Here is a 24326-nt window from a genome sequence, read left to right as displayed (position 1 = left end):
TATGAGTGGTGAAAAACAGGATTTCTTCGACAAGCCCGACAATATCCGCAAAATGCTGCGCGTGTTCTACGGCATCTGCATTTTACTGTTCGCACTGGATTTTGTGATTCACCGTCACACCGAATTCCGCTGGGAGGGCCTGCCGGGCTTTTATCCCGTCTACGGCTTTGTGGGCTGCGTGATTCTGGTGTTTGCGGCCAAGTGGATGCGCACCTTCCTGATGCGCCCGGAAGACTATTATGACAAGCGGGAACTGACGGACTTCAATGCCGACAGCGGCGATTCCCTATCCGCGCAAGCGCCCTCTTCTGCCCAGGTAAAACCCCAGCTGAGTGGAGGGCACGATCATGTTTGAGGTTGCCCCATTTATTCCGTTCTTCGTCGCCGCCGTGCTGGGACTCCTGCTACGCGGTTGGCTACGGGCCGCAGTATTTATTGCGGTGCCGGTACTCGGCCTCGCCAACTTGTGGCTGCTGGGCACTAGCAGCGCGAGTATCGAATTCGGCCACTACTCGATTCTCGATTTCAACCTGCTGCTATTCAAGGCGGACAAGCTGAGCCTGCTGTTTGGCTATCTGTTCCATATCGCCGCGCTGATCTCGGTGATCTACGCGCTGCATGTGCGCGACACCCTGCAGCAGGTGGCGAGCATGCTGTATGCGGGCAGCGCCCTGGGTGCGGTGTTTGCCGGTGACCTGCTGACCCTGTTTATCTTCTGGGAACTGCTGGCACTCACCTCGGTGTTTCTGGTGTGGGCGCGCCGCAGCGGCCGCGCCTATGTGGCGGGGCTGCGCTATTTCACCCTGCACATTCTGTCCGGACTGCTGTTGCTCGGCGGCATTATCTTCTACGCACAGACCCACGGCTCGCTGGAGTTCGGCCCTATCGGGCTGGATGGTACCGCCTACGGCTGGATGATCTTCCTCGCCTTCGGTATCAAGTGTGCGTTTCCGTTTTTCCACAACTGGCTCACCGATGCCTACCCCGAATCCACCCCGACCGGTACCGTATTCCTCAGCGCTTTCACCACCAAGGTGGCGGTCTACGCGCTGGCGCGGTCTTATCCCGGCACCGAACTGCTGGTGTACATCGGCGCAACCATGGCCTGCTTCCCGATCTTTTACGCGGTGATCGAGAATGACCTGCGCCGCGTGCTGGCCTACAGCCTGATCAACCAGCTGGGCTTTATGGTGGTGGGGATCGGCATCGGCACCTCGCTGGCCATCAACGGCGCCGTGGCTCACGCCTTTAACGACGTGATCTTCAAGGGGCTGCTGTTTATGTCCATGGGCGCGGTGTTGCACGTGACCGGCAAGATCAACGGCTCGGAGCTGGGCGGACTGTACAAGAAAATGCCCAAAACCACGGTGCTCTGCATCATCGGCGCCGCGTCGATCTCCGCCTTCCCTCTGTTCAGCGGCTTCGTCAGCAAGTCCATGGTGATGAGCGCAGCAATCAAGAACGGCCACGACTGGGTATGGCTGATCCTGCTGTTCGCTTCCGCCGGTGTCTTCCACCACGCGGGCATCAAGATCCCGTACTTCGCTTTCTTTGCCCACGATGCCAAGCTCCCCGCCCGCGAGCCGCCGGTAAATATGCTGCTGGCGATGAGTATTGCCGCGGCCCTGTGCCTGACCATCGGTATTTATCCACAGGCGCTGTACAGCCTGCTGCCCTATGAGACGCCCTATACGCCCTACGACGTAACCCACGTGCTGACCCAGCTGCAACTGCTGTTCTTCTCTGCACTGGCCTTCGTATGGCTGAACCTGCGCCACCTGTATCCGCCGGAGCTGCCTTCGGTAAACCTGGATGTGGAGTGGATCTACCGCCGGCTGGTACCGGACGCCATGCGCGCACTGTTCAACCGCCTCTTCGCCCTCGACGATCGCCTGCGCAGTGCCGCCGTTGGCGGGGTTGAGCGCTTGGTAGAGGGGGTGGCCAGCCATCACCGCGCCGACGGTGTCATGGCCCGCAACTGGCTCACCGGCAGCATGGTGGCTGGCGTCGTCATGCTATTGGGGGTCTACTTGGTACTCGGATGGGTGTGACCGGGGCGCCAGCGCACCGATCAGGATGCAATCTCCCCTCTGTGGGCATACAATTCGCTTCTTATATCAGTTGCAATTGATACGTTTGGCCGCCGCCGGGAGTGCGGGGCCCAACTGCCCGAATCAGGACCCTTGATGTTCGACGAGATACCCCGCCAGCGCCCGTCAACGCCGCTACTCGACCAGATCGACGACCCGGCCCAACTGCGCGCCCTGCCGGAAAAACAGTTGCCCCAGCTGGCAACCGAGCTGCGTGAATACATGCTCTACTGCGTGGGCCAGACCGGAGGCCACTTCGGTGCCGGCCTGGGCGTGGTGGAGCTCACCATCGCCCTGCACTACATCTACAACACCCCGGAAGACCGCCTGGTGTGGGATGTGGGCCACCAGACCTACCCGCACAAGATTCTGACCGGTCGTCGCGAGCAGATGCTGAGCATGCGCCTGCAGGGCGGCCTGTCCGGTTTCCCCAAACGCTCCGAGAGCCCCTACGACACCTTCGGCGTCGGTCACTCCAGCACGTCCATCAGTGCGGCACTGGGCATGGCCCTGGGCTCCCCGGATGAGCGCAAAGTGGTCGCGGTGATCGGCGACGGCGCCATGACCGCGGGTATGGCCTTCGAGGCCCTCAACCACGCCGCGCACACCGGTAGGGACATGCTGGTTGTACTCAATGACAACCGTATGTCCATCTCCAAGAACGTGGGCGGCCTCGCTACCTACTTCGCACGGATTCTCGCCAGTAAGACCTACCTGAACATGCGCGAGGGCAGCCGCAAGATCCTGTCGGCGATCCCCAAGGCCTGGCAGCTGGCACGCCGCACCGAAGAACACGTAAAAGGCATGATCACCCCGGGCACCCTGTTCGAGGAACTGGGCTTCAATTACGTGGGCCCACTGGACGGCCACAATATGCAGGACTTGGTGCACACCCTGCGCAACCTGCGCAATCAGCGTGGCCCGCAGTTGCTGCACGTGGTCACCACCAAGGGCAAGGGCTTCGGCCCCGCGGAAGAGGACCCTGTGGGCTACCACGCGCTCAACAAGCTCGAGCCGGAACCCAAGGTCCAGGTGGCGGTGTCATCAGAAAAGACTGGCGAGCCGAAAAAGAAAGGTCCCAAGTACCAGGATATTTTCGGCCAGTGGCTGTGCGATACGGCAGAGCAGGACGAAAAGCTCATCGGCATCACCCCGGCCATGTGTGAAGGCTCCGGCATGGTGGAGTTCGCCGAGCGCTTCCCGGAGCGCTACCACGACGTCGCCATCGCTGAACAACACGCGGTTACCCTCGCCGCCGGCCTCGCCTGCGAAAACCAGAAGCCGGTGGTGGCGATCTACTCCACCTTCCTGCAGCGCGGTTACGACCAGATGGTGCACGACGTGGCCATCCAGAACCTGGACGTGACGTTTGCCATCGACCGCGCCGGCCTCGTCGGCGAAGACGGCCCCACCCATGCGGGCAGCTTCGACCTGACCTTTATGCGCTGCCTGCCGAACCTGGTGATCGCCGCACCGAGCGACGAAAACGAGTGCCGCCAGCTGCTCTACACCGCTTACCAGCACCAGGGCCCCTCCGCGGTACGTTACCCGCGCGGCACTGGTCCGGGTGTGGACATTGAAAAAGAGATGACCGAGTTACCGATCGGCAAGGGACGCATGATTCGCGAAGGCAAAGATATTGCCATCCTGAGTTTCGGCACCCTGCTGGCCCCGGCTCGCGAAGCGGCAGAAAAGCTGGACGCGACCCTGGTGGATATGCGCTGGGTGAAACCCCTGGACGAGGCATTGATCAATCAACTGGCCGACAGCCACGAGCTGCTGGTCACGCTGGAAGAAAACACCATTGCCGGCGGCGCGGGCAGTGCTGTATCCGAATACCTGAACCAGAGAATCGTTCCGGTACCGCTATTGCAACTTGGCCTGCCCGATAAAATCATCGAACACGGCAAGCACCCAAAATTGCTGTCAGAAATCGGGTTGGATGCCCAGGGTATCGAAGAACAAATCCGCGAACGCCAATCGCAAATGCACCAGTCCCAGTCAAAAGGACAGGCTGCAGCAATATAAAGCTAACCGCGCGCACAGTAACAATCTAAGGCCGGGTAGCGGGTGCCACTGCACCCTGAACAGAGCTCTGATTGAGGACTTCGAAAGCAAACGCAGTGGCGCCGGGCCCCTGGGTAGAGCTTTTCGGAACCGCTGCAAGTACATCCATGTACGCTGCGTCGGCGACGTCCCTGTCGCCGACGCTTCCGAAAAGCTCTACCCAGTGCCCCGTCTTAACTTCTGGCCATGTCACCTTGTAGACAGTTGGGCGAACACCATACATATAAAACAGAGACAGGAAGTACGATGTCCTTTACCAATTCCATCAAGCAAGTCCTGAGCGCCAGGCGCCTCGGATTATCCATTGCCATCATGGCAACCAGCCTGAACATTCAGGCCATGGACCACAAAGCCTTCGACAAGGCCATGGATGCACTGCCCAAAAAGGGCGCCAGTGAAAAACTTCAAGCGCTGCAGGATCTGCGCTACCGCTGGATCATGGAAAGCTATCCGGAAAATGCCACCTACCGTGGTTACCCCGGTGTAGAACAGGACTGGACCGATCAATCCATCAAGGGTATCGAGCGTCGCAAAGGCCAGACCCGCAAACTGCTCGCCGCCAGCCGCCACCTGGACGAAGACAAACTCAGCGAAAGCGAAAAACTCGACTACCAGCTGATGTACCAGGACCTGCTGCTACAAGTGCGCGGCTACCAGTTCCCCGAACACCTGCTGCCCGTGAATCACATGAGTGGTATCCAGCGCAGTGTGCCCGCAGTGCTGAACGCCATGCCCAAGCGCACCGCTGCCGACTACGAGGATATTCTCGCGCGCCTGGACAAACTTCCCGGCCTTATCGAGCAGACAATGATCCTGATGGAAAAGGGATTGGAACAGAAACTGACGCCACCCCAGATTACCCTGCGGGACCTGCCCGGCCAGGTTCGTGCACTGATTCCCGCAGATCCGAAACAGAGCCCGCTGCTCAAGGCGTTCTACGAAATGCCAGCGGGTATTTCCAGCGCTCACCAGAACCGCCTGCGCACTCGCGCACAAAATATTTATCAGAAGACCCTGGTTCCCAACTGGCAGCGCTTTGCCGAGTTTGTCGAGCGCGACTATATCCCCAACGCCACCACCGAAACCGCATTTACCAAAAATGAAGACGGTATCCGCTGGTACGCGTACAAGGTGCGCGAGGAAACCACTACCGACCTGAGTCCGGAAGAAATTCACCGTATCGGCCTCGAAGAGGTGCGCCGTATCCGCGGCGAAATGGATGCGATCATCAAGAAGACCGGCTTCGATGGCGACTTCAAGGCGTTTACCGACTTCCTGCGCAACGACCCGCAGTTCTATTACGAGACCCGCGAAGACCTGCTGAAAAATTACCGGGATATTTCCAAGCGGATTGACGGCGAACTGCCTGCGCTGTTCGGTACGCTGCCACGCCTGCCCTATGGCGTGAAACCGATTCCGAGCTATTCGGAAAAATCCCAGACTACGGCCTACTATCAGCCGGGTTCTATGGAAGCCGGCCGCGCGGGGGTGTTCTTTGCCAATACCTACGACCTGAAAAGCCGCCCCACCTGGGAGATGGAAGCACTGACCGTGCATGAGGCCATGCCCGGTCACCACCTGCAGATCGCGCTGGCTCAGGAACAGGGGGATATCCATCCGCTGCGTCGGAACAAGTTCTACACCGGTTTTGTGGAGGGCTGGGGGCTGTACTCCGAGAGCCTCGGTTACGATCTGGGCTTGTACAAAGACCCTTACAACGAGTTCGGTGCGCTGACTTACGATATGTGGCGCGCGGTGCGGCTGGTGGTGGATACCGGCATGCACCAGCTGGGCTGGAGCCGGGATGAGGCGATCCAGTATTTTATCGACAACAGCGCCAAGCCCGAACACGACGTGGTAGTGGAAATTGATCGCTATCTGGTGTGGCCGGGGCAGGCACTGGCTTACAAGGTCGGCCAGCTGAAAATCAAGGAAGTCCGCGCACGCGCCGAAGAGGCACTGGGCAGCAACTTTGATATCCGACAGTTCCACGATGCGCTGCTGGGTGCAGGCGCACTGCCGCTGAATATGCTGGAAAGCCGGATGAATTCCTGGATCGAATCCCAGGGTGGGGAAATCAGCCAGTCGGTGCCACCTGCTCCTGAATCTGCGGGTCAGGCGGCTCTGAACTAAAACGAGCTTAAGCTGTGAGGTGGCGGGTCACCGCCACCTCACTTCAGGCGCACAAATCTAGCGTCGAATTATTCCCCGCCACTTTTTCGCGAACGTGCATGACTCTGCACGGTGCGATACATCTGCCCCAGTGCCTTGTCGTCTGCTCGTGACTCCGCCAGAGTCCGGGTATTTCTGTGAATCTCCCTTTCCAGCTTGCGCCAGTTTCGCAGCCTGCGCTCATCCAGCGCACCGGACTCGATAGAAGCCTGCACCGCACAACCCGGCTCCGACTCGTGTGCGCAATCAGCGAAGCGGCACTTCGCAGCCAGCGCGCCAATATCGGCAAAGGTCGCCGCCAAGCCATCACCAACATCCGCCAGGCCCAGTTCACGCATTCCCGGGCTGTCCAGTAACAGACCACCATCGGGGATTTCGTAGAGCGCGCGATGGCGCGTGGTATGGCGACCCTTGCTGTCGTCTTCGCGGATGCCGCCAGTTGCAGCAAGCTCGCTACCGGCGAGGCTGTTCAACAGCGTGGACTTGCCCACGCCGGAGGAACCCAATAGCGCCAGGGTTTCACCGCTGCGACAGTACTCCCGCAGCGGCTCCACGTTCTTCGCATCCAGCGCATTCACCAGTACCAGGGGCAGGTCGCGATGGCCTTTGAGTGCTTCGCGATACTGCTCGTGATCGTCATTCAGGTCCGCCTTGGTCAACACCAGGCAGGCACGGCACCCGGCCTCTTTCACCAGAGCCAGGTAGCGCTCCACCCGCGACAGGTTGAAGTCGTGGTTGCAGGAGGAGACGATCAGCACGTTATCCACATTCGCCGCAATCAACTGCGCCTGCCTGGCGCCCGGCGCCATACGCTTAAACAGGCTACTGCGATCGAGCCTGCGCTGGGGCTTGCGGGTTTCTCGATCCAGCAACAGCCAGTCCCCCACCGTGGGCCGCTCAGCAGCGTCTTCAAATAGCGGGCCGTTCACCAGCACCGCTTCCTCGCCCGCATCGCCACGCACCTCGATCTGGCTGCGATGCACTGCCATGACCTTGACCGGTTCACAGTCGTTCAGCTCATCCAGGCTCAGCTGCTGCTGGAAAAACGGCTTCCAACCCAGTTTGCGCAAGGGAGATAGCTCGCTGGCGGGCTTCTCGTGACTATTAGCGTCCACAGCGGAAGAACCGCGCCGGATTACCGGGCGGCGTGAAATCAGGGATTTACTCAATGTCCTAAACCCTCAAACGTGTCCGCTATACATTCCGATGACTTGCGGGCACAGATCATTCAAACCACAGACCAGAGTCTGGGCACGATTGGGTGGGGTTTCCAATGCGGCACCGCTGAAAAACGTAGCGAGCGGTTGTCTGGTGGTGGCCGCCGGAGCACAGGAAGCGGAGTGTACTTTAGTACATGAGCATTCCGAGCACCGCCGGGAACCGCCAGGCGATCGCGCAGTAGTTTTTCAGGGGTTCCGAGGGAACCCGACAATAGGTTACTTGCCGGGCAGATGGCTGACTTGCTTAGGTCAGTCGCGGCTGGCCCGGCGGGGGTTGGATACACTCATCAACAATCCTCCGCTGGTGGAATTTCGGGCAATTTAACAGGGCCGCCGCCACTACGCAATAGAATGCACTCGTTACGAAGCCCCGCGGTCTCTGGCCGGCGCGAGCAATCGAAAACCCAGCAGAGCCACGGCTCTGCGCCAGCGTTTTCGATTGCGTCGGAGTGATAAATGACATGGATGTCATTTATCTCGACGGCACATAAACAGAAAAACAAAAGCCGGCATATAGCCGGCCTTTATATCTTGACGCTGAGGGTACATCACCTTTCTCGACCACCAACGATCAGATAACTATGAGTATAGACACCGTTGACGATCCCGCACTCCTTGAGTCACTAGATTGCCCTTCCTGGGCTTTTTGCGGGATCAGCATCTTGCTCACGTATAGATTGGCGATTCAGCGTTTAGGTTCCATGACGCTTTTATGAAAGGTTTGTGACATTGAAAACTGCTCGCAGTCACCTATTTCCTCTTCACTCTTTCTCTGACCCGTCCTCGTCGTCAAACAGGTGGCCGAGTTTTCCTTTCTTGGTAGAAAGATAATTCAAATTGTGAGGGTTGCGGCCGGACTGATGCGGCAGGCGCTCGGTGACTTCCACACCCAGATCCTGCAGCGCTTTTACCTTGCGCGGGTTGTTGGTCATCAGGCGGATCGACTTGATCCCCAGGTGGTCAATCATCGGCTTCAGGATCGAGTAATCCCGCATATCCGCGCCAAAGCCCAGTTGCTCATTCGCCTCGACCGTATCAGCGCCCGCATCCTGCAGGTGGTAAGCGCGGATCTTGTTCAACAGGCCAATGCCACGGCCCTCCTGGCGCAGGTAAAACACCGCACCGCGGCCCTCGGTGGCAATTCGGTGCAGCGCATGTTGCAGCTGCGCGCCACAGTCACAGCGCAGGGAAAACAGTGCATCGCCGGTCAGGCACTCAGAATGAATACGGGCCAGCACCGGCGTATCCGTATCCAGATCGCCCATGCTCAACACGACATGCTCTTTGCCGGTTTCTACCTCCTCGAAACCGTGCATCTCAAACATGCCCCAGGATGTGGGCAGCTTTGAGGATTCCACATAACGAATGGTCAAACTGTTACCTCGCGATCCATCAAAATCGTCATCAATTGCGCGCCCGCAGCAATAACAGGCCATCCTGTTGCTGCATGTCGACGCGACTCAAAAAACTGTTACCCAGCAGGGTCACCTGTGGAAAATCGCTACCCAGCACCGTTGCGTCCACGTTATGCACGGTAATGCCACCAATGGTGACGCTGGCCAACTGCAAACTGTAGGCGCGCTCGACCCCACTGGCGGTCGAAACCGTCATCGGGCGTGCGCGGGCGAGATCGAGGCCCAGGCTCTTTGCGGTCGGGTAATTGAACGCGATACTGGTTGCACCGGTATCCACCATCACATTGACCCGGCGCCCGTTGATCCAGGCGGTGGTGCTGTAGTGGCCGCGGCTGTCCGGATTCAGCCGCACCTCCGCCCGCTCGGCTTTTGCGTAATTGGCGGCGACCGGGGCTGCCAGGGAGAGCTTCTGCTCGCGTCCGTCAATGGCCACCAGCGCGTATTCACTGGTCACCGAAACCAGCTTTACCCCCTCTGGTGAAGTTTTACCGGACTTCAGCAGCCGCTGCTTGCCGTTGATCTCGAACATGGCGCTGGAGCCAAAAATGGCCTGCAGACGCACATCCGTTGCGCTCACTGGCAGAGCCAGCAGCAGTGAAAGCGAAGCGATCAGATAAAAATGTATGCGCCGCACCATGGGCATCCAGCCTCACAAGCTATGAATCAGATAGGCCGTGCCCTGCAACACCAGCGCGGCGTAAATACCCGCCAGTATATCGTCGAGCATGATCCCCAGACCACCGTGTACCCGTCGATCTGCCCAGCCAATGGGCTGCGGCTTGGCAATATCGAAAATCCGGAACAGCACAAAGCCATAAAGGGCCCACAGCCAGCCAGCAGGCGCCATAAACATGGTGAGCCAGTAGCCCACAAATTCGTCCCACACGATGCCGCCGTGGTCGTGCACCCCGAGCTTGTTCGAGGCGGCGCCGCACAGGTAGCAGCCCAGAATAAAGGTCACCACGATGACCGCCATATAGGTCAGTGGGGACAGGAACTGCAGGCCGTACCACAAAGGAATCGCGGCCACCGTGCCGAAGGTACCCGGTGCTTTCCGGGCCAGACCAGAGCCGAAGCCAAAAGCGAGAAACAGCACCGGGCTTCGCAGCAGTTCGGAAAATGTCGGTGTCGGTGTTGGTGTGTGCGCTGTGCTCATAATTATTCTTTTCTATCGCTCAGAAGTGCTGGTAACCGCGGCCGTGAGGCAGCCAGGATTTGCCATTCAGCTGGCAGCGAATACCCGGCTCCTTACACATACGGCCGATGGCGGTGATGGGCAGTTGTAATTTATCGATGGCGTCCAGATGTCTTTCCGGCACGGTGAAACACAGCTGGTAGTCGTCACCGCCGGTCAGAGCGGTCTCCAGTGCATTCTCTGCATTCATTGACCGCGCCAGTTCCGCCACCGGGAAGTTGTCCAGGCGCAGTTCAGCGCCGAGGCCACTCGCCTCACAGATATGCCCCAGGTCAGCGAGCAATCCGTCGGAGATATCCAGGGCAGCGCTGGCATAAGGCCCAATGGCACGGGCGAGCTGCAGTTGCGGCTCGGGAAAATAGTAAGCGGTATCCGCCTGTTGCCGCTGGGTCTCACTCGGGCTGTATTCGCCGAGTACGATCGGCAGGGCGGCAGCCGCCGCACCGAGTTGATTGGACACGAAAACAATGTCGCCCGCGCCGGCACCGTCGCGCCGTAGGGGTGTTTGGCAACTGCCGGTAACCTGCACGGTGATCGACAAGGGCCCCTTGGTCGTATCGCCGCCTACCAGGGTGATGCCGTACGACAGCGCAGTCTCAGCAAGCCCGCGGGCAAAAGGTTCCAGCCAATCGGCGTTGCTCTCGGGCAGGGTAAGCGCGAGGGTAAACCACAGGGGTTCGGCATTCATGCCGGCGAGATCGGAAAGATTGACCCGCAGTGCGCGGCCGGCGATGCGGTAAGGATCTGCGGTTGCGGGAAAGTGTACGTCCGCCACCAGGGTGTCTACGCTGGTGGCCAGCAGCTTGCCGGCGGGTGGACTGAGCAGTGCGCAGTCGTCGCCGATACCCAGCACGACACTACTGTCGACACCGCCTGGGCGGGCTCCGGTCTGAAAACGGGAGGAGAAGTACTCCCGTATCAGTTCAAATTCACCGGGCCCGGCCATGTCGGGCGATCAGCCTTTGTCGGCCTTTACTTCGACACTGCGCTCTTTGGCCGCAACTTTGTCGAGGATGCCGTTGATGAACTTGAAGGCGTCAGTCGGGCCGAATTTTTTCGCCAGGGCCACGGCTTCGTTGATGACGACTTTGTAAGGTACGTCGACGCGGTTTTTCATTTCAAAGGTGGCCATGCGCAGCAGGGCGCGGGATACCGGATCCAGTTCTTCCACGTCGCGATCGAGGTACTGGCTGTAAGTACCTTCAATTTCGTCGAGATTTTTGGTGACGCCGTGGAGCAGTTCGCGAAAGTAGGCGACATCAGTTTTGCTCATGTCGTTGTCGGCATGAAACTCGGCTTCGATGGCGTTCAGGTTGGCGCCAGTCATTTGCCACTGATACAAGGCCTGCATGGCGTAGTGGCGAGCCTTGCGGCGGGCGGATGCGGTTACGGTCATTTCAGTCGTTTCTCAATCAGATTTTGCTGATCAGGGAGACCATTTCGAGGGCGGTCTCTGCAGCTTCGCAGCCTTTGTTGCCGGCTTTGGTGCCGGAGCGTTCGATAGCCTGCTCAATGGAGTCTACGGTGAGGACACCGAAGGTCACAGGAATACCGGTGTTCATAGAGACCTGGGCGAGGCCTTTGGTGCATTCGCCGGCGACGTATTCGAAATGCGGGGTGCCGCCGCGGATGACGGCGCCGAGCGCGATGACGGCGTCAAAGTTTTTGGTTTCGGCAATTTTCTGCGCGGCGAGCGGGAATTCGAAGGCGCCCGGAGCGTAGTAGATGGTGATATCTTCTTCTTTGATGCCTTTGCGACGGAGGGTATCCAGCGCGCCGTCCTTGAGACTTTCCACTACGAAGCTGTTCCAGCGGCTTACCAGCAGCGCGTATTTGCCAGTGCTGCCTACGAAATCCCCTTCGATAACTTTGATATTGCTCATGGTCTTTTTTCCGTTTTCTGTTTTCCGCTTGGGGCTGTTGGTGCTTCGGCCCTGGTGCGGTGGCGGCGGAGTACCGGGGGGAAGTTTTCAGGACCGCTGTGAACCCATCCCTGGGCGCTGCGGCGCAAACTTCCTGTTTGCGACGCTCCTGAAAACTTCCCCCCGGCACTCCGCCTTCGATTTGAACTCTTGAGTTTTACCTTACCGATTAAATCTCTTCGGCGTTCAGGTATTCCTCCACCTCCAGGTCGAAACCGGAGATAGCACTGAACTTGAACGGTGCACTCATCAAACGCATTTTGCGCACCTTCAGGTCGCGCAAAATCTGCGAGCCGGTACCCACCTGTTTGTACACCAGATCCTGGCTCGGGCGCTGTTGTTTGCCGCTGATGAGCCAGTCGATGCTTTCTTCGATTTCATCGGTGGTTTCGTTGTGGCAGATCACTACCACTACACCCTTGCCCTCTTCCGCGACTTTTTTCAGTGCGTTTCGAAAGGTCCAGGGTTCATATTTTTCATCGCCACGGCGCAGTGAGAAAACGTCGCGCAGGGTGCTGGCGACGTGGACGCGCACGAGGGTGGGCTCTTCCGGCTCGAAGTCGCCGAGGCTGAAGGCGAAGTGGCGTTCGCGGCGCGCTTTGTCGAGGTAGGTGCGCAGCTTGAACTCACCGAATTCGGTGTGCACGCTGCGCTGGTTGACGCACTCGACGGTTTTTTCGTTTAGCGCACGGTAGTTGATCAGGTCGGCGATGGTGCCGATCTTGAGGTTGTGCTGCTGGGCGAATTTTTCCAGGTCCGGGCGGCGGGCCATGGTGCCGTCTTCATTCATGATTTCGACGATGGCGGCAGCCGGCTCGAAGCCAGCGAGGCGCGCCAGGTCGCAGCCCGCTTCGGTGTGGCCAGCGCGGCTCAATACGCCACCAGGCTGGGCCTTGATCGGGAAGATGTGGCCGGGCTGTACGATGTCGGACGGTTTGGCGTTGCGAGCAACGGCGGCGCGAATGGTGCGCGCGCGGTCGGCGGCAGAGATACCAGTAGTGACGCCTTCGGCGGCTTCGATGGAGACGGTGAAGTTGGTGCTGAACTGGGCGCCGTTGTCGCGGGACATGAGCGGCAGGTCGAGCTGCTCGCAGCGGTCGCCAGTCAGTGTCAGGCAGATCAAACCGCGGGCGTGGGTGGCCATGAAGTTGATGTCTTCCGGGCGCACCTGTTCGGCGGCGATAACGAGGTCGCCTTCGTTCTCGCGATCCTCGTCGTCCATCAGGATTACCATTTTGCCCTGACGGATATCGTCGATCAGTTCTTCAACGCTATTCAGTTCCATAACTCTCTCAATACTGTTGTAGGAGCCTTCAGGCCCTCTCATTTAGGCCTTGTAGAAGCCGTGCTGGGCCAGAAATTCCATGGTCAGCCCTTCGCTCTTGGGCTCGGCGGCGGCATCTCCCAAGAGTAGCCGCTCCAGGTAGCGCGCTATCAGGTCAACCTCAAGGTTCACTTTGGTGCCGGCCTGGTAGCCGCCGATCACGGTTTCGGCGATGGTGTGAGGCACGATGGTCAGCTCGAATTCGGCGCCGTCTACCGCATTCACCGTGAGGCTGGTGCCGTCGACGGTAATAGAGCCCTTGTGGGCGATGTATTTGGCCAGCTCGTCCGGGGCGCGCAGGCGGAACTGCTCGGCGCGGGCGGTCGGTTTGCGCCACACCACTTCGGCGACACCGTCCACATGGCCGCTCACCATATGCCCGCCGAGGCGGGTTTGTGGGGTCAGGGCCTTTTCCAGATTGACCTTGTCGCCGAGTTTCCAGTCTTTCAGGGTGGCGACCGTCAGGGTCTCCGCAGAGACATCTGCCCAGTAGCCGTCGCCCGGCAGGTCCACCACGGTGAGGCAGACGCCGTTGGTGGCAATGCTGTCGCCCAATTTTACGTCGGAAAGATCCAGCTTGCCGGTCTTCACACGCAGGCGCAGGTCGCCATCTTTTGGCTGCAGCGCGGTGATTTCACCGACGGCTTCAACAATTCCGGTAAACATGTGGATACCTTTAACGCTCGATATCGGTCGTGGCTGTAATGCGCCAGTCGTGGCCGACCGCACGCATATCGGTAATGGTGATGGGCAGCATGGACCCCATGCGCTCAATCGGCAGCTCGAACAGCGGTCTGGCGCTGGAGCCGAGAATCTTGGGCGCCACGTAGACGATGATCTCGTCCACATGGCCCTGGTACATAAAGGCGCCGGATAGGGTGGCGCCGCTCTCGACCAGCACCTCGTTGCACTCGCGACGGGCGAGCTCTTTCAACAGTTCGCCCAGATTCACACGCCCTTCTTTATCCGCTGGCAGCACCAGCACTTCGGCGCCGGTCTTTTCCAGCCGCGCGCGACGCTCGCTGTCCGCCGCATCGGTAGTGACCACCAATGTGGGGGCGTCACCCTGCAAAATAAAGGCCTTGGCCGGGGTGCGCAGCTTGCTGTCGACGATCACCCGCAGGGGCTGTTTCTCTGCCGCCGCCGCCGCTTCCTCAGCCGGCAGCGCCATTTCTTCCGGGCGCACGTTCATGTTCGGGTTGTCGTGGCGTACCGAGTCTACGCCGGTGACGATGGCGCAGCTGCGCGCACGCAGGTTCTGTACATCGGCACGGGCAGCGGGGCCGGTAACCCATTTGGACTCGCCACTGGCCATGGCGGTGCGGCCGTCGATACTCATGGCCGACTTGGTGCGCACCAGGGGCAGGCCCAAGGTCATGCGCTTGATAAAGCCCGGGTTCAGCGCCCGGCAGAATTCTTCCAGCAACGGGCCCTCTACTTCAATACCCGCATCGCGCAGTTTCTGTAACCCATTCCCGCCGACACTGGGGTTCGGGTCTTCCATACCGAATACGACCTTGGCCACGCCGGCGGCGATCAGGGCATCGGCACAGGGGCCGGTTTTGCCGCTGTGACTACAGGGTTCCAGGGTGACGTAGGCGATATTGCTTTTAACTTTCTCTCCTGCGTCTTTCAGGGCTTCCACTTCCGCGTGCCCTTCCCCGGCGCGCTTGTGCCAGCCCTCGCCGATGATATTGCCCTCGGCATCGGCGATCACGCAGCCAACCCGCGGGTTGGGCATGGTGGTATAGACGCCGCGCTCGGCCAGCTGGATGGCGCGTGCCATCAGTTCTCGCGGGGAAAAAGCCATTAGCTCTCCTCTCCCTGCTTGCTCCCCTTGGGCGTGTTCAGGCGCTCGATCTCGTCGCTGAAGTCGCTGACGTCCTCAAAGCGGCGGTAGACGGAGGCAAAGCGCACGAAGGCAACCTGGTCCAGCTCGCGCAGCTGCTCCATTACCAGCTCGCCGATATGCATGGCAGGCAGCTCACGCTCGCCAGTGGCCTGCAAGGCGTGCTTGATCTGGGCGACAGCGGCTTCCACCCGCTCGGTGCTGACCGGGCGTTTCTCCACCGCGCGCTGGATGCCCGCTCGCAGCTTGTCTTCATTGAAGGGTTCGCGCTGGCCGTTCTGTTTGACGACCCGCGGCAGCACCAGCTCGGCGGTCTCGAAGGTGGTAAAGCGCTCGTGGCACTGCAGGCACTCACGACGGCGCCGCACCTGGTCGCCATCGGCTACCAGGCGGGAATCTACGACTTTGGTTTCATCAGCGCTGCAGAAAGGACAGTGCATGGGGAGAGGGCCCTCGAAAAAGTGGGCGGCAGTTTACCACAAGGCGGAAATTTAGGCTGCCGGAGGGTTCGCTTGAGGGCCCTGATATTGCCTAATTAAATATCTTCCCGCTCAATAATCCGCTGCCACAGCCTGTGACGCAGGGCCAGTACGCGGGATTTGGTGGCGGCGGGGATCCAGGTGCGCTCGAGTTCCTGCGGACGCGGGTAGACCGCGGGGTTGCTCAGCAACTCGGGATCCACCAGCGCCTGGGCAGCCATATTGGCGTTGGCGTACTGGGTTTCGTTACTGATATTGGCGATGACGCTGGGCTGCATCAGGTAGTTAAGGAACTGATAAGCGGCGTCGATATTCTGGGCGTTGCTCGGCACGGAAACGACATCGATCCACAGCGGAAAGCCCTCTTTCGGCATCACGTAGCGGATATCAAAGTCCTTGCCAGCCTCTTTGGCCATTTGCTGGGCCACCAAAACATCACCGCTCCAGGCGTGGGCGATACAGCGCTTGCCGCTGGCCAGGTCTTCCACATATTCACCGGAGTCGAAGTCAGTAACATGCAGGCGCACCCTTGAGAGCAGGTTGGCCACCATGTACTGATGGGCGATGCTCATGGAGTTGGGGTCTTTGCCAAGGTACTTGAGCGCAACGTCGAAGATCTCTTCCGGCGAGCGCATCAGGGTGGCATTGCAGTGATCCAGCTTGCCCAGGAAGGCGGGATCAAACAGCAGGTCCCAGCTGTCTTCCGGCAGGTAGCCACCAAAGGCTTTTTCCACCGCCTGCACGTTGTAGCCAATGCCCACGGTGCCCCACAGATAGGGAATAGCGTAGTCATTGCCTGGGTCAAACAGGGCAAGGCGCTGCATGAATTTGGGGTCGTTCTCGGACCAGTTGTCGATACGGTCGCGGTCGAGCTTGTGCAGCTGGCCGGCCGCAATGTACTTGGGGATATTGTCCGAGCCGGGCACGATTACATCAAACTGTCGCCCCTGCTTCAGCCAGACCTCTTCCAGCTCTTCAATATCGTCAAATTCGAAGTAGTGCACCTTGATCCCGGTGGTTGCTTCAAAGTTGGCGATGGTGTCTTCGGCGATGGATTCAGACCAGTTGGCGAAGTGCAACTCTCTGGCCTGAGCATGGAGGCTTAGTCCTAAGACAACGGTCAGAATGACCAACACATTGGATATTGGGCGCATTTTCTACTCTCGATCTACAGCATGGCTGCACGGTGTTTCTGCGCTTTCCCGGGGCAATCCCGCCCGCGCTGAAAGCATCGATTCCTGAAACCGCTTGGACTCGAAAGTGCCGGCTCGCCTCTGCAAGCCATCGATGAGCAACGCATCCCTGTCGCTAAAAAACCGTTTGCAAGTTTCAGGCCCGATTAAAAATATTGCAGACCCGAAGCTACGTTCGGTTTTGGTGGGCGCGTATTAAAGCAGAATCCGGGCGCAGTTTCACAACCCGTGGTTGTTACGGTAAAGCCCGACGGAGAAATATCGGCAAACCGGCGAAGCCGGGTCCTTGAGGAACCGGCTCCGCCGAACAGGATTAGCCCTGGCGAATTTGTCTCGCCGCTTCCTCCGCGGTACTAATGGCACCGTCGATGTAACCAAACATTTCCAGTGCAGTGTGCTCACCACAGAAGTGGATATTGCCTTCCTGCAGGCCAGCCGCACCCCACCATTCGGTGTAATCGCCGAATGTCTGGGTGGAGTAAGAACCTTTAGACCAGGGGTTGGCGGCCCACTTGGACATCATTGCGGTACCAGTGAAGGCATCCCCGGTACCCGGGAATACGTTGTCCACAATGCCGAAGAATTGATTCAGATCTTGCTGCGAAGGCGCGGCAAACGGCTGGTCGTTACCGACCTGCTTGCCGTAATTACCACCGAAGAAGTTCACCAGGATACCGTCGGTACTGCCAGTGATTGAGGTGGAATCCCAGGTATCAAACAGCTCTGGGCGGCCGACATAGGTCACACCGTTCGGGGTAAACATTTCACCGTTCACTACCTGCGGCTGGGTCCATGGGCGCGAGGAACAGTGCACGGCCATTTTGCCGTTGGAACCGAACGCCATACGCTCAATGGCCATACGCTTCTCTGCGCGGAAACCGTTGTAAATGCGGGGGTCGATGTCCACATCTTTCAGGGTAGAGAAAGGAATCGCCAGCACGAGGCGATCACAGGCGTGCTCGTAACCGTCCTCAAACACCAGGTTGTACGGGCCGTTTAGACTGCCCTGGATGGCAACCAGTTTGCGCGCAGTCTCAATGGTGCCTTCCGGCAGCTCTTCCACCATGCGGGTTACCAGCTGGTCGTTACCGCCAGCGATGCGGAAGCGCTCGTCGGTACCCGCCAGTGGCAACGCGGTATTGATCGGGTTCCAGGCCAGCAGGTAAATCAGGTTCAGCGCCGTCGTATCCTCCGGCTGGATGCCGTATTCCGCTACGATGTCCGCCTGGAATACCTGACCCATGCTTGAATTTGCACCAATACCCACGTGATCCAGCCAGGTATTCACATCGATTTGATCCAGTGCGCGATGCATCTCGTTGTGGCTGTCGTAGGTTGGCACCCAGGGCGCATCCTGCTGTGCCCGCTTGAAGATCTCGTAAACATCGCGCCACTCGGCGTTCAGCTGGTGCTCGGTGTAGCTTTGGCCATTAACCCAGTAAAGCTCGTTACCACCGGGAACCGCATTGCCATTTACGTCTTCGACATCCAGGCCCAGGTTGTTCGCCAGGTTACGCGCATAGGAGTGCTCGGTAGAGATCAGCTCACCACCGCGCTCTACCGGGCGACCGAAGATACTGCGGTTGGTGTTTACACGGCCACCCAGCCGGGTATTACCTTCAAATACCTTGCTCGCAATGCCGTATTGCTGCAGACGGTGCGCACAACGTATACCGGCGATACCGCCACCGATGACCGCCACACGTCCGCTAGCCGAAGTAGGATCCGCCTTCACAGGGCCAGAAAAAGTACTGGTGGCGCCAGCGGTGCCCAGCGCAGCGGCGCCCAAACCCAACTGCTTCAGAAACTGGCGGCGTCCTTCTTCAGACGCACCTGCGCCCACGTGGCGGGTCCCTTCCTTGATGATGTCGAGACTCTCGTCGGAAGAAATTCCGGTCTTATCGGACAGCTCCTGAGCGGCGCCCAGGCGTCGCATCAGGCTCGCCAGTGGTGATTGGGATTTACGGCTACGCATATTGTTCTCCTACAGCCAGGTGGTGTTCCGACCCAAAAACCGCAGGGCCGTGGAATGGTTTTCTTGTTGTCCACGGTTCGCTCTTTGAAGTGCGGCTATGCAAGAACCTGCACACTCGCAACTCGAAATAAATGGCAACCGACTTATTCACATTTGCTATATGAGCGCGTAATTCTACATACCAGCCCACAAAAAATCGAATAAAAATTCAATTACCGGGGTAAAACGAGAACTTTGACCTAGTGACCCTGAAGGCAAGGGGAAAGTTACTTGAGGTGATAGAGCGCGATGAGATGCGAGATAAGAAGCACTGTGGAAAAAATCCACAGAAGAAGAGGTCACTGACGCGAATTACGGGCAAAAAAAAGCGGCTCTGAAGAGCCGCTTTCGGGTTGCGCACGCTTCTGGCTTACTCTCAGCCTTTGTAGACCGGGAATTTCGCGCAGATTTCCAGCACCTTGGCTTTTACCTCGGCGATGGTCGCGTCGGCATTGCCCTTCTCGAGCGCGTCCAGCACGTCGCAGATCCAGTTGGTGAGCTGCTTGGTCTCTTCCACACCGAAGCCGCGGGTGGTGATGGCCGGGGTGCCCACACGCAGGCCGCTGGTGATGAACGGGGAACGCGGGTCGTTGGGGACGGCGTTCTTGTTCACAGTGATATTGGCGTTGCCCAGGGCTTCGTCCGCATCTTTACCGGTGTACTCTTTGCCGATCAGGTCAACCAGCATCAGGTGATCGTCAGTGCCACCGGAGACAATATTGATACCGCGGTCGAGGAAGGTCTCGGCCATGGCGCGGGCATTCTCTACCACTTTCTTCTGGTAAGCCTTGTACTCGGGGCTCATGGCTTCCTTGAAGGAAACGGCTTTGGCCGCGATCACGTGCATCAGCGGGCCGCCCTGTCCGCCCGGGAATACCGCGCTGTTCAGCTTTTTCTCAATCTCTTCATTGGCTTTGGCAATGATGATACCGCCGCGAGGGCCACGCAGAGTCTTGTGGGTAGTGGAGGTCACCACGTCCGCGTGGGGAACCGGAGACGGGTATTCCCCAGCAGCAACCAGACCGGCAACGTGGGCCATATCGACCATCAGGTAAGCGCCAACCTTGTCGGCGATGGTGCGGAACTTGGCCCAGTCCATGATGCGACTATAGGCGGAGAAGCCGGCCACGATCATTTTCGGCTTGTGCTCCAGCGCCAGGCGCTCCACTTCTTCGTAGTCCACTTCGCCGGTTTCAGGGTTCAGGCCGTACTGCACGGCGTTGTAGATCTTGCCGGAGAAGTTGACCTTGGCACCGTGGGTAAGGTGACCGCCGTGAGCCAGGCTCATACCCAGAACGGTGTCGCCGGGGGCGCACAGCGCCTGGTAAACCGCGGCGTTGGCCTGAGAACCGGAGTGCGGCTGAACGTTGGCATAGTCGGCGCCGAACAGCTCCTTGGCGCGCTCGATGGCGAGGGCTTCTACCTTGTCGACGTACTCACAGCCGCCATAGTAGCGCTTGCCCGGGTAACCTTCGGCGTACTTGTTGGTGAGGCTGGTGCCCTGGGCTTCCATCACCTGCGGGCTGGTGTAGTTTTCCGAGGCGATCAGCTCGATGTGCTCTTCCTGGCGACGATCTTCGTCCTGAATGGCGGACCACACATCGGGATCGTAGGAAGCTAGGGTGACGGATTTATCAAACATGGTATTCCCTCGGATGATAAGGCGCGAATCGCGCAAGCATAATCTCGACAAGGGCAAATCCCGACCCAAATATGACCGGCCCGCCCCCAGAAAGCGGCGCATTGTACACCAAGGGAGGTGCTGGGGCGCAAAGGGTGCACTTGAAACAATTTCAATTCAGCGCCCCACTCTGTTCAAGTTGGGGGGATCGGCAGAATCGACTGGCACGATCGTACCGATTGTCGCAAAAATCAACAGATCGAGATGCGTTATCTGAAAGACAAAACGCGGTCCAAGGACCGCGTTTCGGGGGGCACCTCGGATCGGGAAGCCCCAACCCGATCATGCCGTAGCCGGCTAATCCGCCTTAAAAGCGGAACACCAATGTGCCAGACCAGAAGTCCACATCTTCTTCTACCAGGGTGTACTCCGCTTCGAAGTTAACCGCTTCGGAGAATGAGAAACCCATGCCCAGTCCTGCAGACAGGCCGGAGTCACTGCCATCGGCACCATCACCGAAGTCGACACTTTCGTTCAGGTAGCCGAGACGACCCTTGAAGTAGAGGTCTCCCTGGCTGCGATAGGTGGCATAGGCGCCCAGAGTGGAAATGCTGTAGTCGGCTTCAACGTCCACCCAGGAATTGCTGAAGCGAAATTCGCCATCCACGATCGAAGTGGTGTACTCGGCTTCCACGCCAAAGCCATTGGCCCAGCTGTAGCCGGCACGCGCGCCGGCATTGAACGGGTTGTCGCCTTCGATATCGGTAGCCATCACACCCGCAACGGCACCAAAGTAGCCGCCTTCCGCAGCCTGGGCGCCCATAGTGCAGCCCAGCAGCACAGCCGCCGCCAGTGTTTTCTGCATAACTCTCTTCATCAATTTTTCTCCAAATTTGTTCGCTGTTGTTTTTTGGAGGCGGCATTCTATTTCAACTATTTTGGCGCCACTAGGGGATTTCAATTACACGCCATTACAGCAGCGCGGAGTGACCGCTCACATTCACCAGCTGTCCGCGGTAGCCGTAGACCTGCTCTACCAGATCCGGCTGCAGCAACGCGGCGGGGGCCCCGTCCGCCTGCACCCGCCCCTGCCCGAGCATCACCATACGATCGGCATAGCGGGCAGCAAGGTTGAGATCGTGCAGCACTGCGATAACCGCCGTATTTTCACCGGCAACCTCACAAACCAGTGCGAGCACCTGGTGCTGGTGCTTGAGGTCGAGCGCGGAGGTAGGTTCATCCAGCAGCAGGATTTTTTCCTCACCGGGTTCCGCAAGGCTGAGCTGGGAAAGTACCCGCGCCAGCTGTACTCGCTGCTTTTCCCCGCCAGACAAACTGGGGAAAAGGCGGTCGCGCAGATGCCACACATCCGCGCGCTGCATAAAGTGCTCGACACGTTCGCCCTGCTCCACCCGCGAAAGGCTGCCGGGGCCGAGCCCCAGCTGTACTACTTCGCGGCTGGTAAAGGCAAAATTTAGGTTGGAGTGTTGAGCCAACAGTCCGTAGCGACGCGCCAGGGCGCGGTGATCCTGCTGGGTGCGATACCAGTCAGCCTGGGTGCGACCAAACAGATGGATATGACCGGCGTAATCCAGCTCGCCGCTGATAGCGCGCAGCAGCGACGTCTTGCCACAGCCATTGGGCCCCAGCAACGCGGTAACCTCACCGCAGGCAAAGCTCAGGGAAATATTCTCCAGCAGCGGCGAGATCGCGCGGGGATACTGAATCGAGAGATCGGAAATTTCCAACAACATTTATGACTCCCTCCCTTAAAAAATTTGCCGGCGCTGTTGCCACAGCAAAAATAAAAAGAAAGGCGCACCCAGCAGAGCAGTGAGAATGCCTACCGGCATTTCTGCCGGCGCAAACACGCTGCGCGCAATCGTGTCCGCCACCGTCAGCAGTAAACCGCCCAGCAGCCCGCTGTAGGGAATCAGGTAGCGGTGATCAGGACCGCGCAGCAGCCGCACGATATGCGGCACCACCAGCCCAATAAAACCGATTATCCCCGACACGGAAACGGCCGCACCCACAGCAACACCGTTCAGCACAATGATCTGCCGTTTCAGGCCGTTCACGTCCACACCCAGGTGACGCGCTTCCGACTCTCCCAATAACAGCGCATTGAGATCATTCGCGCGAGACCATAGAAAGCCGGCACTTGTGGCAAATATCAACCCGGCCACGAGCACGCTGGTCCAGGTGGCGCCAGACAGGGACCCCAGCTGCCACATGGTCATATCCCGCAGCGCGGTGTCGGTGGCCACGTAGGCAAACATTCCGAGCGCAGCGCCCGCCAGCGCAGAAATCGCAACCCCCGCCAGCAACATCATCACCACCGACCGGCCACGGTCGCCAAGAACATACACAAGCCAAGTGGCAAAAATCGCTCCGGTGCTGGCAAACGCGGGCAACAAAAGCCATTGCAACTTTTCAGAGTGCGTGCCCAGCCAGGCGCCCAGCACAGCGCCAAAAACGAGCACTATCCCGGCACCCACGGCGGCACCGGAGGAGACACCGATAATGCCCGGTTCGGCCAGAGGGTTGCGAAACATGCCCTGCATTACTGCACCACAAACACCAAGGATGCCCCCAACAATCAAGCCAAGTAACAGGCGCGGCAGACGGATTTCTCCGAGCACCAGCGCGTATTGTTCTGGCACGTCCTGATCCAGGATACTGGGCCAGCTCCAGTGCATCAGTCCGGCAAGAACATCCCCCCAGCCAATGGTCATGGCGCCAACCGCAAGAGAAAGGCAACTCCCCAACAGTAACAGCGCGATTAGCGCTGGCAGCAGGCTTTTATCACTCAGGCGAAATTCCACGGGAGGGGTACCTCGAAATGAAAGGAATTGGGGCAAAGTTGCACCCGGTAGCGTCACCGCCAATTTTCGGAGTCAGTTCCGAGCAAACTTCTCGTTCAGCTTCCTGGCTTCATTCAGGCTGGCTAGCCCCATGCCGCCAAGCAGCGCAAAACCGTCTACGGAAAAGAAAGCACCGTTTTTACCAGCCGGGGTCAGCTTCAGCAGCGGCTGCCATTCCAGCAGTGCTGTGCCGCCTTTCAGCTGTGCCTCCTGGTCACTGGAAAAGAGAATCCAGTCCGGGCGCAGCTCAATCAACGCTTCGTCCGACAATTGTTTGTAACCGGAAAACGCCACCGCATTCACACCGCCCGCCATACGAATCAGGCTGTCCGGGCTGGTGTCGGTGCCGGCGGCTTTGAGGCCGCGACCTTCCTGCGCGCGCACAAACAGAATGCGCGGAGCCACTAACAGAGAAGCGCGAGCGCTGTTCAGGGACTGCAGCTGATGCTCCACGTATTTCGTTACCGAATCCGCAGGCCTTTCCAGAACTTCAGAGAGGCGAGCGATATTCGCAATCAACTGCTTGCCATCTTGTGCTTCCGGTAGCCTCACAATTTTCACACCGGAATTTTGCAGCAGTGTCAGGGTATTCGGCGGGCCCATATGCTCGCCGCCGATCAGCACTTGTGGGTTCTGTGCCAGCAGTCCCTCAACCGGTAACTGGCGGTAATAACCCACTACCGGCACTTTTTTGAAGTCAGCCGGCAGCCGCGTGGAAGAGTCGACAGCAATCAGGCTGTCGCCGGCGCCCAGGGCCAGCACCAGCTCAGTGACGGAATGGCCGGTGGTAATCACCCGTTCTGGAGCGGCAACGGCAATATTGCCGATACACAACAGAGCGACGGCAGACAAAAAATCACTTAAAAAGCGCTTCCGCGCGCGAGCCTTTGAAAAAGTCATA

General features: G+C 58.9%; 22 protein-coding genes and 1 other RNA gene. 4 read left to right on the top strand and 19 right to left on the bottom strand.

The window, feature by feature from the left end:
• Window position 1 precedes the first annotated feature (1 nt).
• From LC059_RS11355 to LC059_RS11340, 4 genes are all read left to right on the top strand, one after another.
• On the top strand, window positions 2-355 hold the full coding sequence (locus LC059_RS11355; protein ID WP_226703967.1) for a hypothetical protein: 354 nt from the start codon (window positions 2-4) through the stop codon (window positions 353-355).
• Window positions 348-2051, top strand: a complete 1704-nt coding sequence (locus LC059_RS11350) for a Na(+)/H(+) antiporter subunit D (protein WP_226703966.1) — start codon at window positions 348-350, stop codon at window positions 2049-2051. The genes LC059_RS11355 and LC059_RS11350 overlap by 8 nt, the downstream gene beginning before the upstream one ends.
• A 135-nt stretch (window positions 2052-2186) precedes the next feature.
• The gene (gene dxs / locus LC059_RS11345; RefSeq protein ID WP_226703965.1) at window positions 2187-4118 is read left to right on the top strand and encodes a 1-deoxy-D-xylulose-5-phosphate synthase; all 1932 of its coding nucleotides are present in this window, start codon (window positions 2187-2189) and stop codon (window positions 4116-4118) included.
• Window positions 4119-4403: 285 nt separating this feature from the next.
• On the top strand, window positions 4404-6290 hold the full coding sequence (locus tag LC059_RS11340) for a DUF885 domain-containing protein (RefSeq protein ID WP_226703964.1): 1887 nt from the start codon (window positions 4404-4406) through the stop codon (window positions 6288-6290).
• A 68-nt stretch (window positions 6291-6358) separates the two neighbouring features.
• Here LC059_RS11340 and rsgA read toward each other — a convergent pair whose 3' ends face one another.
• From rsgA to LC059_RS11245, 19 genes are all read right to left on the bottom strand, one after another.
• The gene (gene rsgA / locus LC059_RS11335; protein WP_226703963.1) at window positions 6359-7498 is read right to left on the bottom strand and encodes a ribosome small subunit-dependent GTPase A; all 1140 of its coding nucleotides are present in this window, start codon (window positions 7496-7498) and stop codon (window positions 6359-6361) included.
• A 113-nt stretch (window positions 7499-7611) separates the two neighbouring features.
• A non-coding RNA gene (locus LC059_RS11330) (sX9 sRNA) lies at window positions 7612-7685 on the bottom strand.
• 625 nt (window positions 7686-8310) lie between these two features.
• Window positions 8311-8922, bottom strand: a complete 612-nt coding sequence (gene ribA, locus LC059_RS11325; RefSeq protein WP_226703962.1) for a GTP cyclohydrolase II — start codon at window positions 8920-8922, stop codon at window positions 8311-8313.
• A gap of 31 nt (window positions 8923-8953) precedes the next feature.
• Entirely contained in the window at window positions 8954-9601 is a 648-nt protein-coding gene (locus tag LC059_RS11320) for a TIGR02281 family clan AA aspartic protease (protein ID WP_226703961.1), read from the bottom strand.
• 12 nt (window positions 9602-9613) lie between these two features.
• A complete protein-coding gene (locus LC059_RS11315) occupies window positions 9614-10120 on the bottom strand; it encodes a phosphatidylglycerophosphatase A (protein ID WP_226703960.1) in 507 nt (168 codons plus the stop codon).
• A gap of 19 nt (window positions 10121-10139) precedes the next feature.
• Window positions 10140-11105, bottom strand: coding sequence for a thiamine-phosphate kinase (thiL, locus tag LC059_RS11310; RefSeq protein ID WP_226703959.1), 966 nt, complete (start codon window positions 11103-11105; stop codon window positions 10140-10142).
• Between the two features lie 9 nt (window positions 11106-11114).
• Entirely contained in the window at window positions 11115-11555 is a 441-nt protein-coding gene (gene nusB / locus LC059_RS11305) for a transcription antitermination factor NusB (protein ID WP_226703958.1), read from the bottom strand.
• Window positions 11556-11571: 16 nt separating this feature from the next.
• Window positions 11572-12042 (bottom strand): 6,7-dimethyl-8-ribityllumazine synthase, encoded by a 471-nt coding sequence (gene ribE, locus LC059_RS11300; RefSeq protein WP_226703957.1) that lies wholly within the window; start codon window positions 12040-12042, stop codon window positions 11572-11574.
• Between the two features lie 208 nt (window positions 12043-12250).
• Window positions 12251-13366: a bifunctional 3,4-dihydroxy-2-butanone-4-phosphate synthase/GTP cyclohydrolase II gene (gene ribBA, locus LC059_RS11295; RefSeq protein ID WP_226703956.1), complete on the bottom strand. Its 1116-nt coding sequence runs from the start codon at window positions 13364-13366 to the stop codon at window positions 12251-12253.
• Window positions 13367-13408: 42 nt separating this feature from the next.
• Window positions 13409-14071: a riboflavin synthase gene (locus LC059_RS11290; protein WP_226703955.1), complete on the bottom strand. Its 663-nt coding sequence runs from the start codon at window positions 14069-14071 to the stop codon at window positions 13409-13411.
• A 10-nt stretch (window positions 14072-14081) separates the two neighbouring features.
• Entirely contained in the window at window positions 14082-15215 is a 1134-nt protein-coding gene (ribD, locus tag LC059_RS11285) for a bifunctional diaminohydroxyphosphoribosylaminopyrimidine deaminase/5-amino-6-(5-phosphoribosylamino)uracil reductase RibD (RefSeq protein ID WP_226703954.1), read from the bottom strand.
• A complete protein-coding gene (gene nrdR / locus LC059_RS11280; RefSeq protein WP_226703953.1) occupies window positions 15215-15694 on the bottom strand; it encodes a transcriptional regulator NrdR in 480 nt (159 codons plus the stop codon). Before nrdR ends, ribD begins: the two co-directional genes overlap by 1 nt.
• A 95-nt stretch (window positions 15695-15789) precedes the next feature.
• Window positions 15790-16887, bottom strand: a complete 1098-nt coding sequence (locus LC059_RS11275) for an extracellular solute-binding protein (RefSeq protein ID WP_226703952.1) — start codon at window positions 16885-16887, stop codon at window positions 15790-15792.
• A gap of 352 nt (window positions 16888-17239) precedes the next feature.
• Window positions 17240-18901 (bottom strand): flavin monoamine oxidase family protein, encoded by a 1662-nt coding sequence (locus LC059_RS11270; RefSeq protein ID WP_226703951.1) that lies wholly within the window; start codon window positions 18899-18901, stop codon window positions 17240-17242.
• Window positions 18902-19316: 415 nt separating this feature from the next.
• A complete protein-coding gene (gene glyA, locus LC059_RS11265) occupies window positions 19317-20582 on the bottom strand; it encodes a serine hydroxymethyltransferase (RefSeq protein ID WP_226703950.1) in 1266 nt (421 codons plus the stop codon).
• Between the two features lie 346 nt (window positions 20583-20928).
• Window positions 20929-21438, bottom strand: a complete 510-nt coding sequence (locus LC059_RS11260; RefSeq protein ID WP_226703949.1) for an outer membrane beta-barrel protein — start codon at window positions 21436-21438, stop codon at window positions 20929-20931.
• Window positions 21439-21532: 94 nt separating this feature from the next.
• Window positions 21533-22315 carry a heme ABC transporter ATP-binding protein gene (locus LC059_RS11255; RefSeq protein ID WP_226703948.1) on the bottom strand — a complete coding sequence of 261 codons (783 nt, stop codon included), beginning with the start codon at window positions 22313-22315 and terminating at the stop codon, window positions 21533-21535.
• A 15-nt stretch (window positions 22316-22330) separates the two neighbouring features.
• Entirely contained in the window at window positions 22331-23386 is a 1056-nt protein-coding gene (locus LC059_RS11250) for a FecCD family ABC transporter permease (protein WP_226703947.1), read from the bottom strand.
• Window positions 23387-23458: 72 nt separating this feature from the next.
• Window positions 23459-24277, bottom strand: coding sequence for a heme/hemin ABC transporter substrate-binding protein (locus tag LC059_RS11245; protein ID WP_226703946.1), 819 nt, complete (start codon window positions 24275-24277; stop codon window positions 23459-23461).
• Window positions 24278-24326: the final 49 nt, after the last annotated feature.

This window comes from Microbulbifer elongatus (genome assembly GCF_020524885.1).
In the GTDB taxonomy this organism is placed as follows: domain Bacteria; phylum Pseudomonadota; class Gammaproteobacteria; order Pseudomonadales; family Cellvibrionaceae; genus Microbulbifer; species Microbulbifer elongatus_A.
Note: the sequence above shows the minus strand (reverse complement) of the source record. Positions and strands in the feature narration are given on the sequence as shown.

Bases quoted from the DNA above. Each gene is read 5' to 3' on its own strand.
- LC059_RS11355 (WP_226703967.1), top strand. From the start codon at position 2: ATGAGTGGTGAAAAACAGGATTTCTTCGACAAGCCCGACAATATCCGC.
- LC059_RS11350 (WP_226703966.1), top strand. From the start codon at position 348: ATGTTTGAGGTTGCCCCATTTATTCCGTTCTTCGTCGCCGCCGTGCTG.
- dxs (WP_226703965.1), top strand. From the start codon at position 2,187: ATGTTCGACGAGATACCCCGCCAGCGCCCGTCAACGCCGCTACTCGAC.
- LC059_RS11340 (WP_226703964.1), top strand. From the start codon at position 4,404: ATGTCCTTTACCAATTCCATCAAGCAAGTCCTGAGCGCCAGGCGCCTC.
- LC059_RS11320 (WP_226703961.1), bottom strand. From the start codon at position 9,601: ATGGTGCGGCGCATACATTTTTATCTGATCGCTTCGCTTTCACTGCTG.
- LC059_RS11315 (WP_226703960.1), bottom strand. From the start codon at position 10,120: ATGAGCACAGCGCACACACCAACACCGACACCGACATTTTCCGAACTG.
- thiL (WP_226703959.1), bottom strand. From the start codon at position 11,105: ATGGCCGGGCCCGGTGAATTTGAACTGATACGGGAGTACTTCTCCTCC.
- nusB (WP_226703958.1), bottom strand. From the start codon at position 11,555: ATGACCGTAACCGCATCCGCCCGCCGCAAGGCTCGCCACTACGCCATG.
- ribE (WP_226703957.1), bottom strand. From the start codon at position 12,042: ATGAGCAATATCAAAGTTATCGAAGGGGATTTCGTAGGCAGCACTGGC.
- ribBA (WP_226703956.1), bottom strand. From the start codon at position 13,366: ATGGAACTGAATAGCGTTGAAGAACTGATCGACGATATCCGTCAGGGC.
- LC059_RS11290 (WP_226703955.1), bottom strand. From the start codon at position 14,071: ATGTTTACCGGAATTGTTGAAGCCGTCGGTGAAATCACCGCGCTGCAG.
- ribD (WP_226703954.1), bottom strand. From the start codon at position 15,215: ATGGCTTTTTCCCCGCGAGAACTGATGGCACGCGCCATCCAGCTGGCC.
- nrdR (WP_226703953.1), bottom strand. From the start codon at position 15,694: ATGCACTGTCCTTTCTGCAGCGCTGATGAAACCAAAGTCGTAGATTCC.
- LC059_RS11275 (WP_226703952.1), bottom strand. From the start codon at position 16,887: ATGCGCCCAATATCCAATGTGTTGGTCATTCTGACCGTTGTCTTAGGA.
- LC059_RS11270 (WP_226703951.1), bottom strand. From the start codon at position 18,901: ATGCGTAGCCGTAAATCCCAATCACCACTGGCGAGCCTGATGCGACGC.
- glyA (WP_226703950.1), bottom strand. From the start codon at position 20,582: ATGTTTGATAAATCCGTCACCCTAGCTTCCTACGATCCCGATGTGTGG.
- LC059_RS11260 (WP_226703949.1), bottom strand. From the start codon at position 21,438: ATGAAGAGAGTTATGCAGAAAACACTGGCGGCGGCTGTGCTGCTGGGC.
- LC059_RS11255 (WP_226703948.1), bottom strand. From the start codon at position 22,315: ATGTTGTTGGAAATTTCCGATCTCTCGATTCAGTATCCCCGCGCGATC.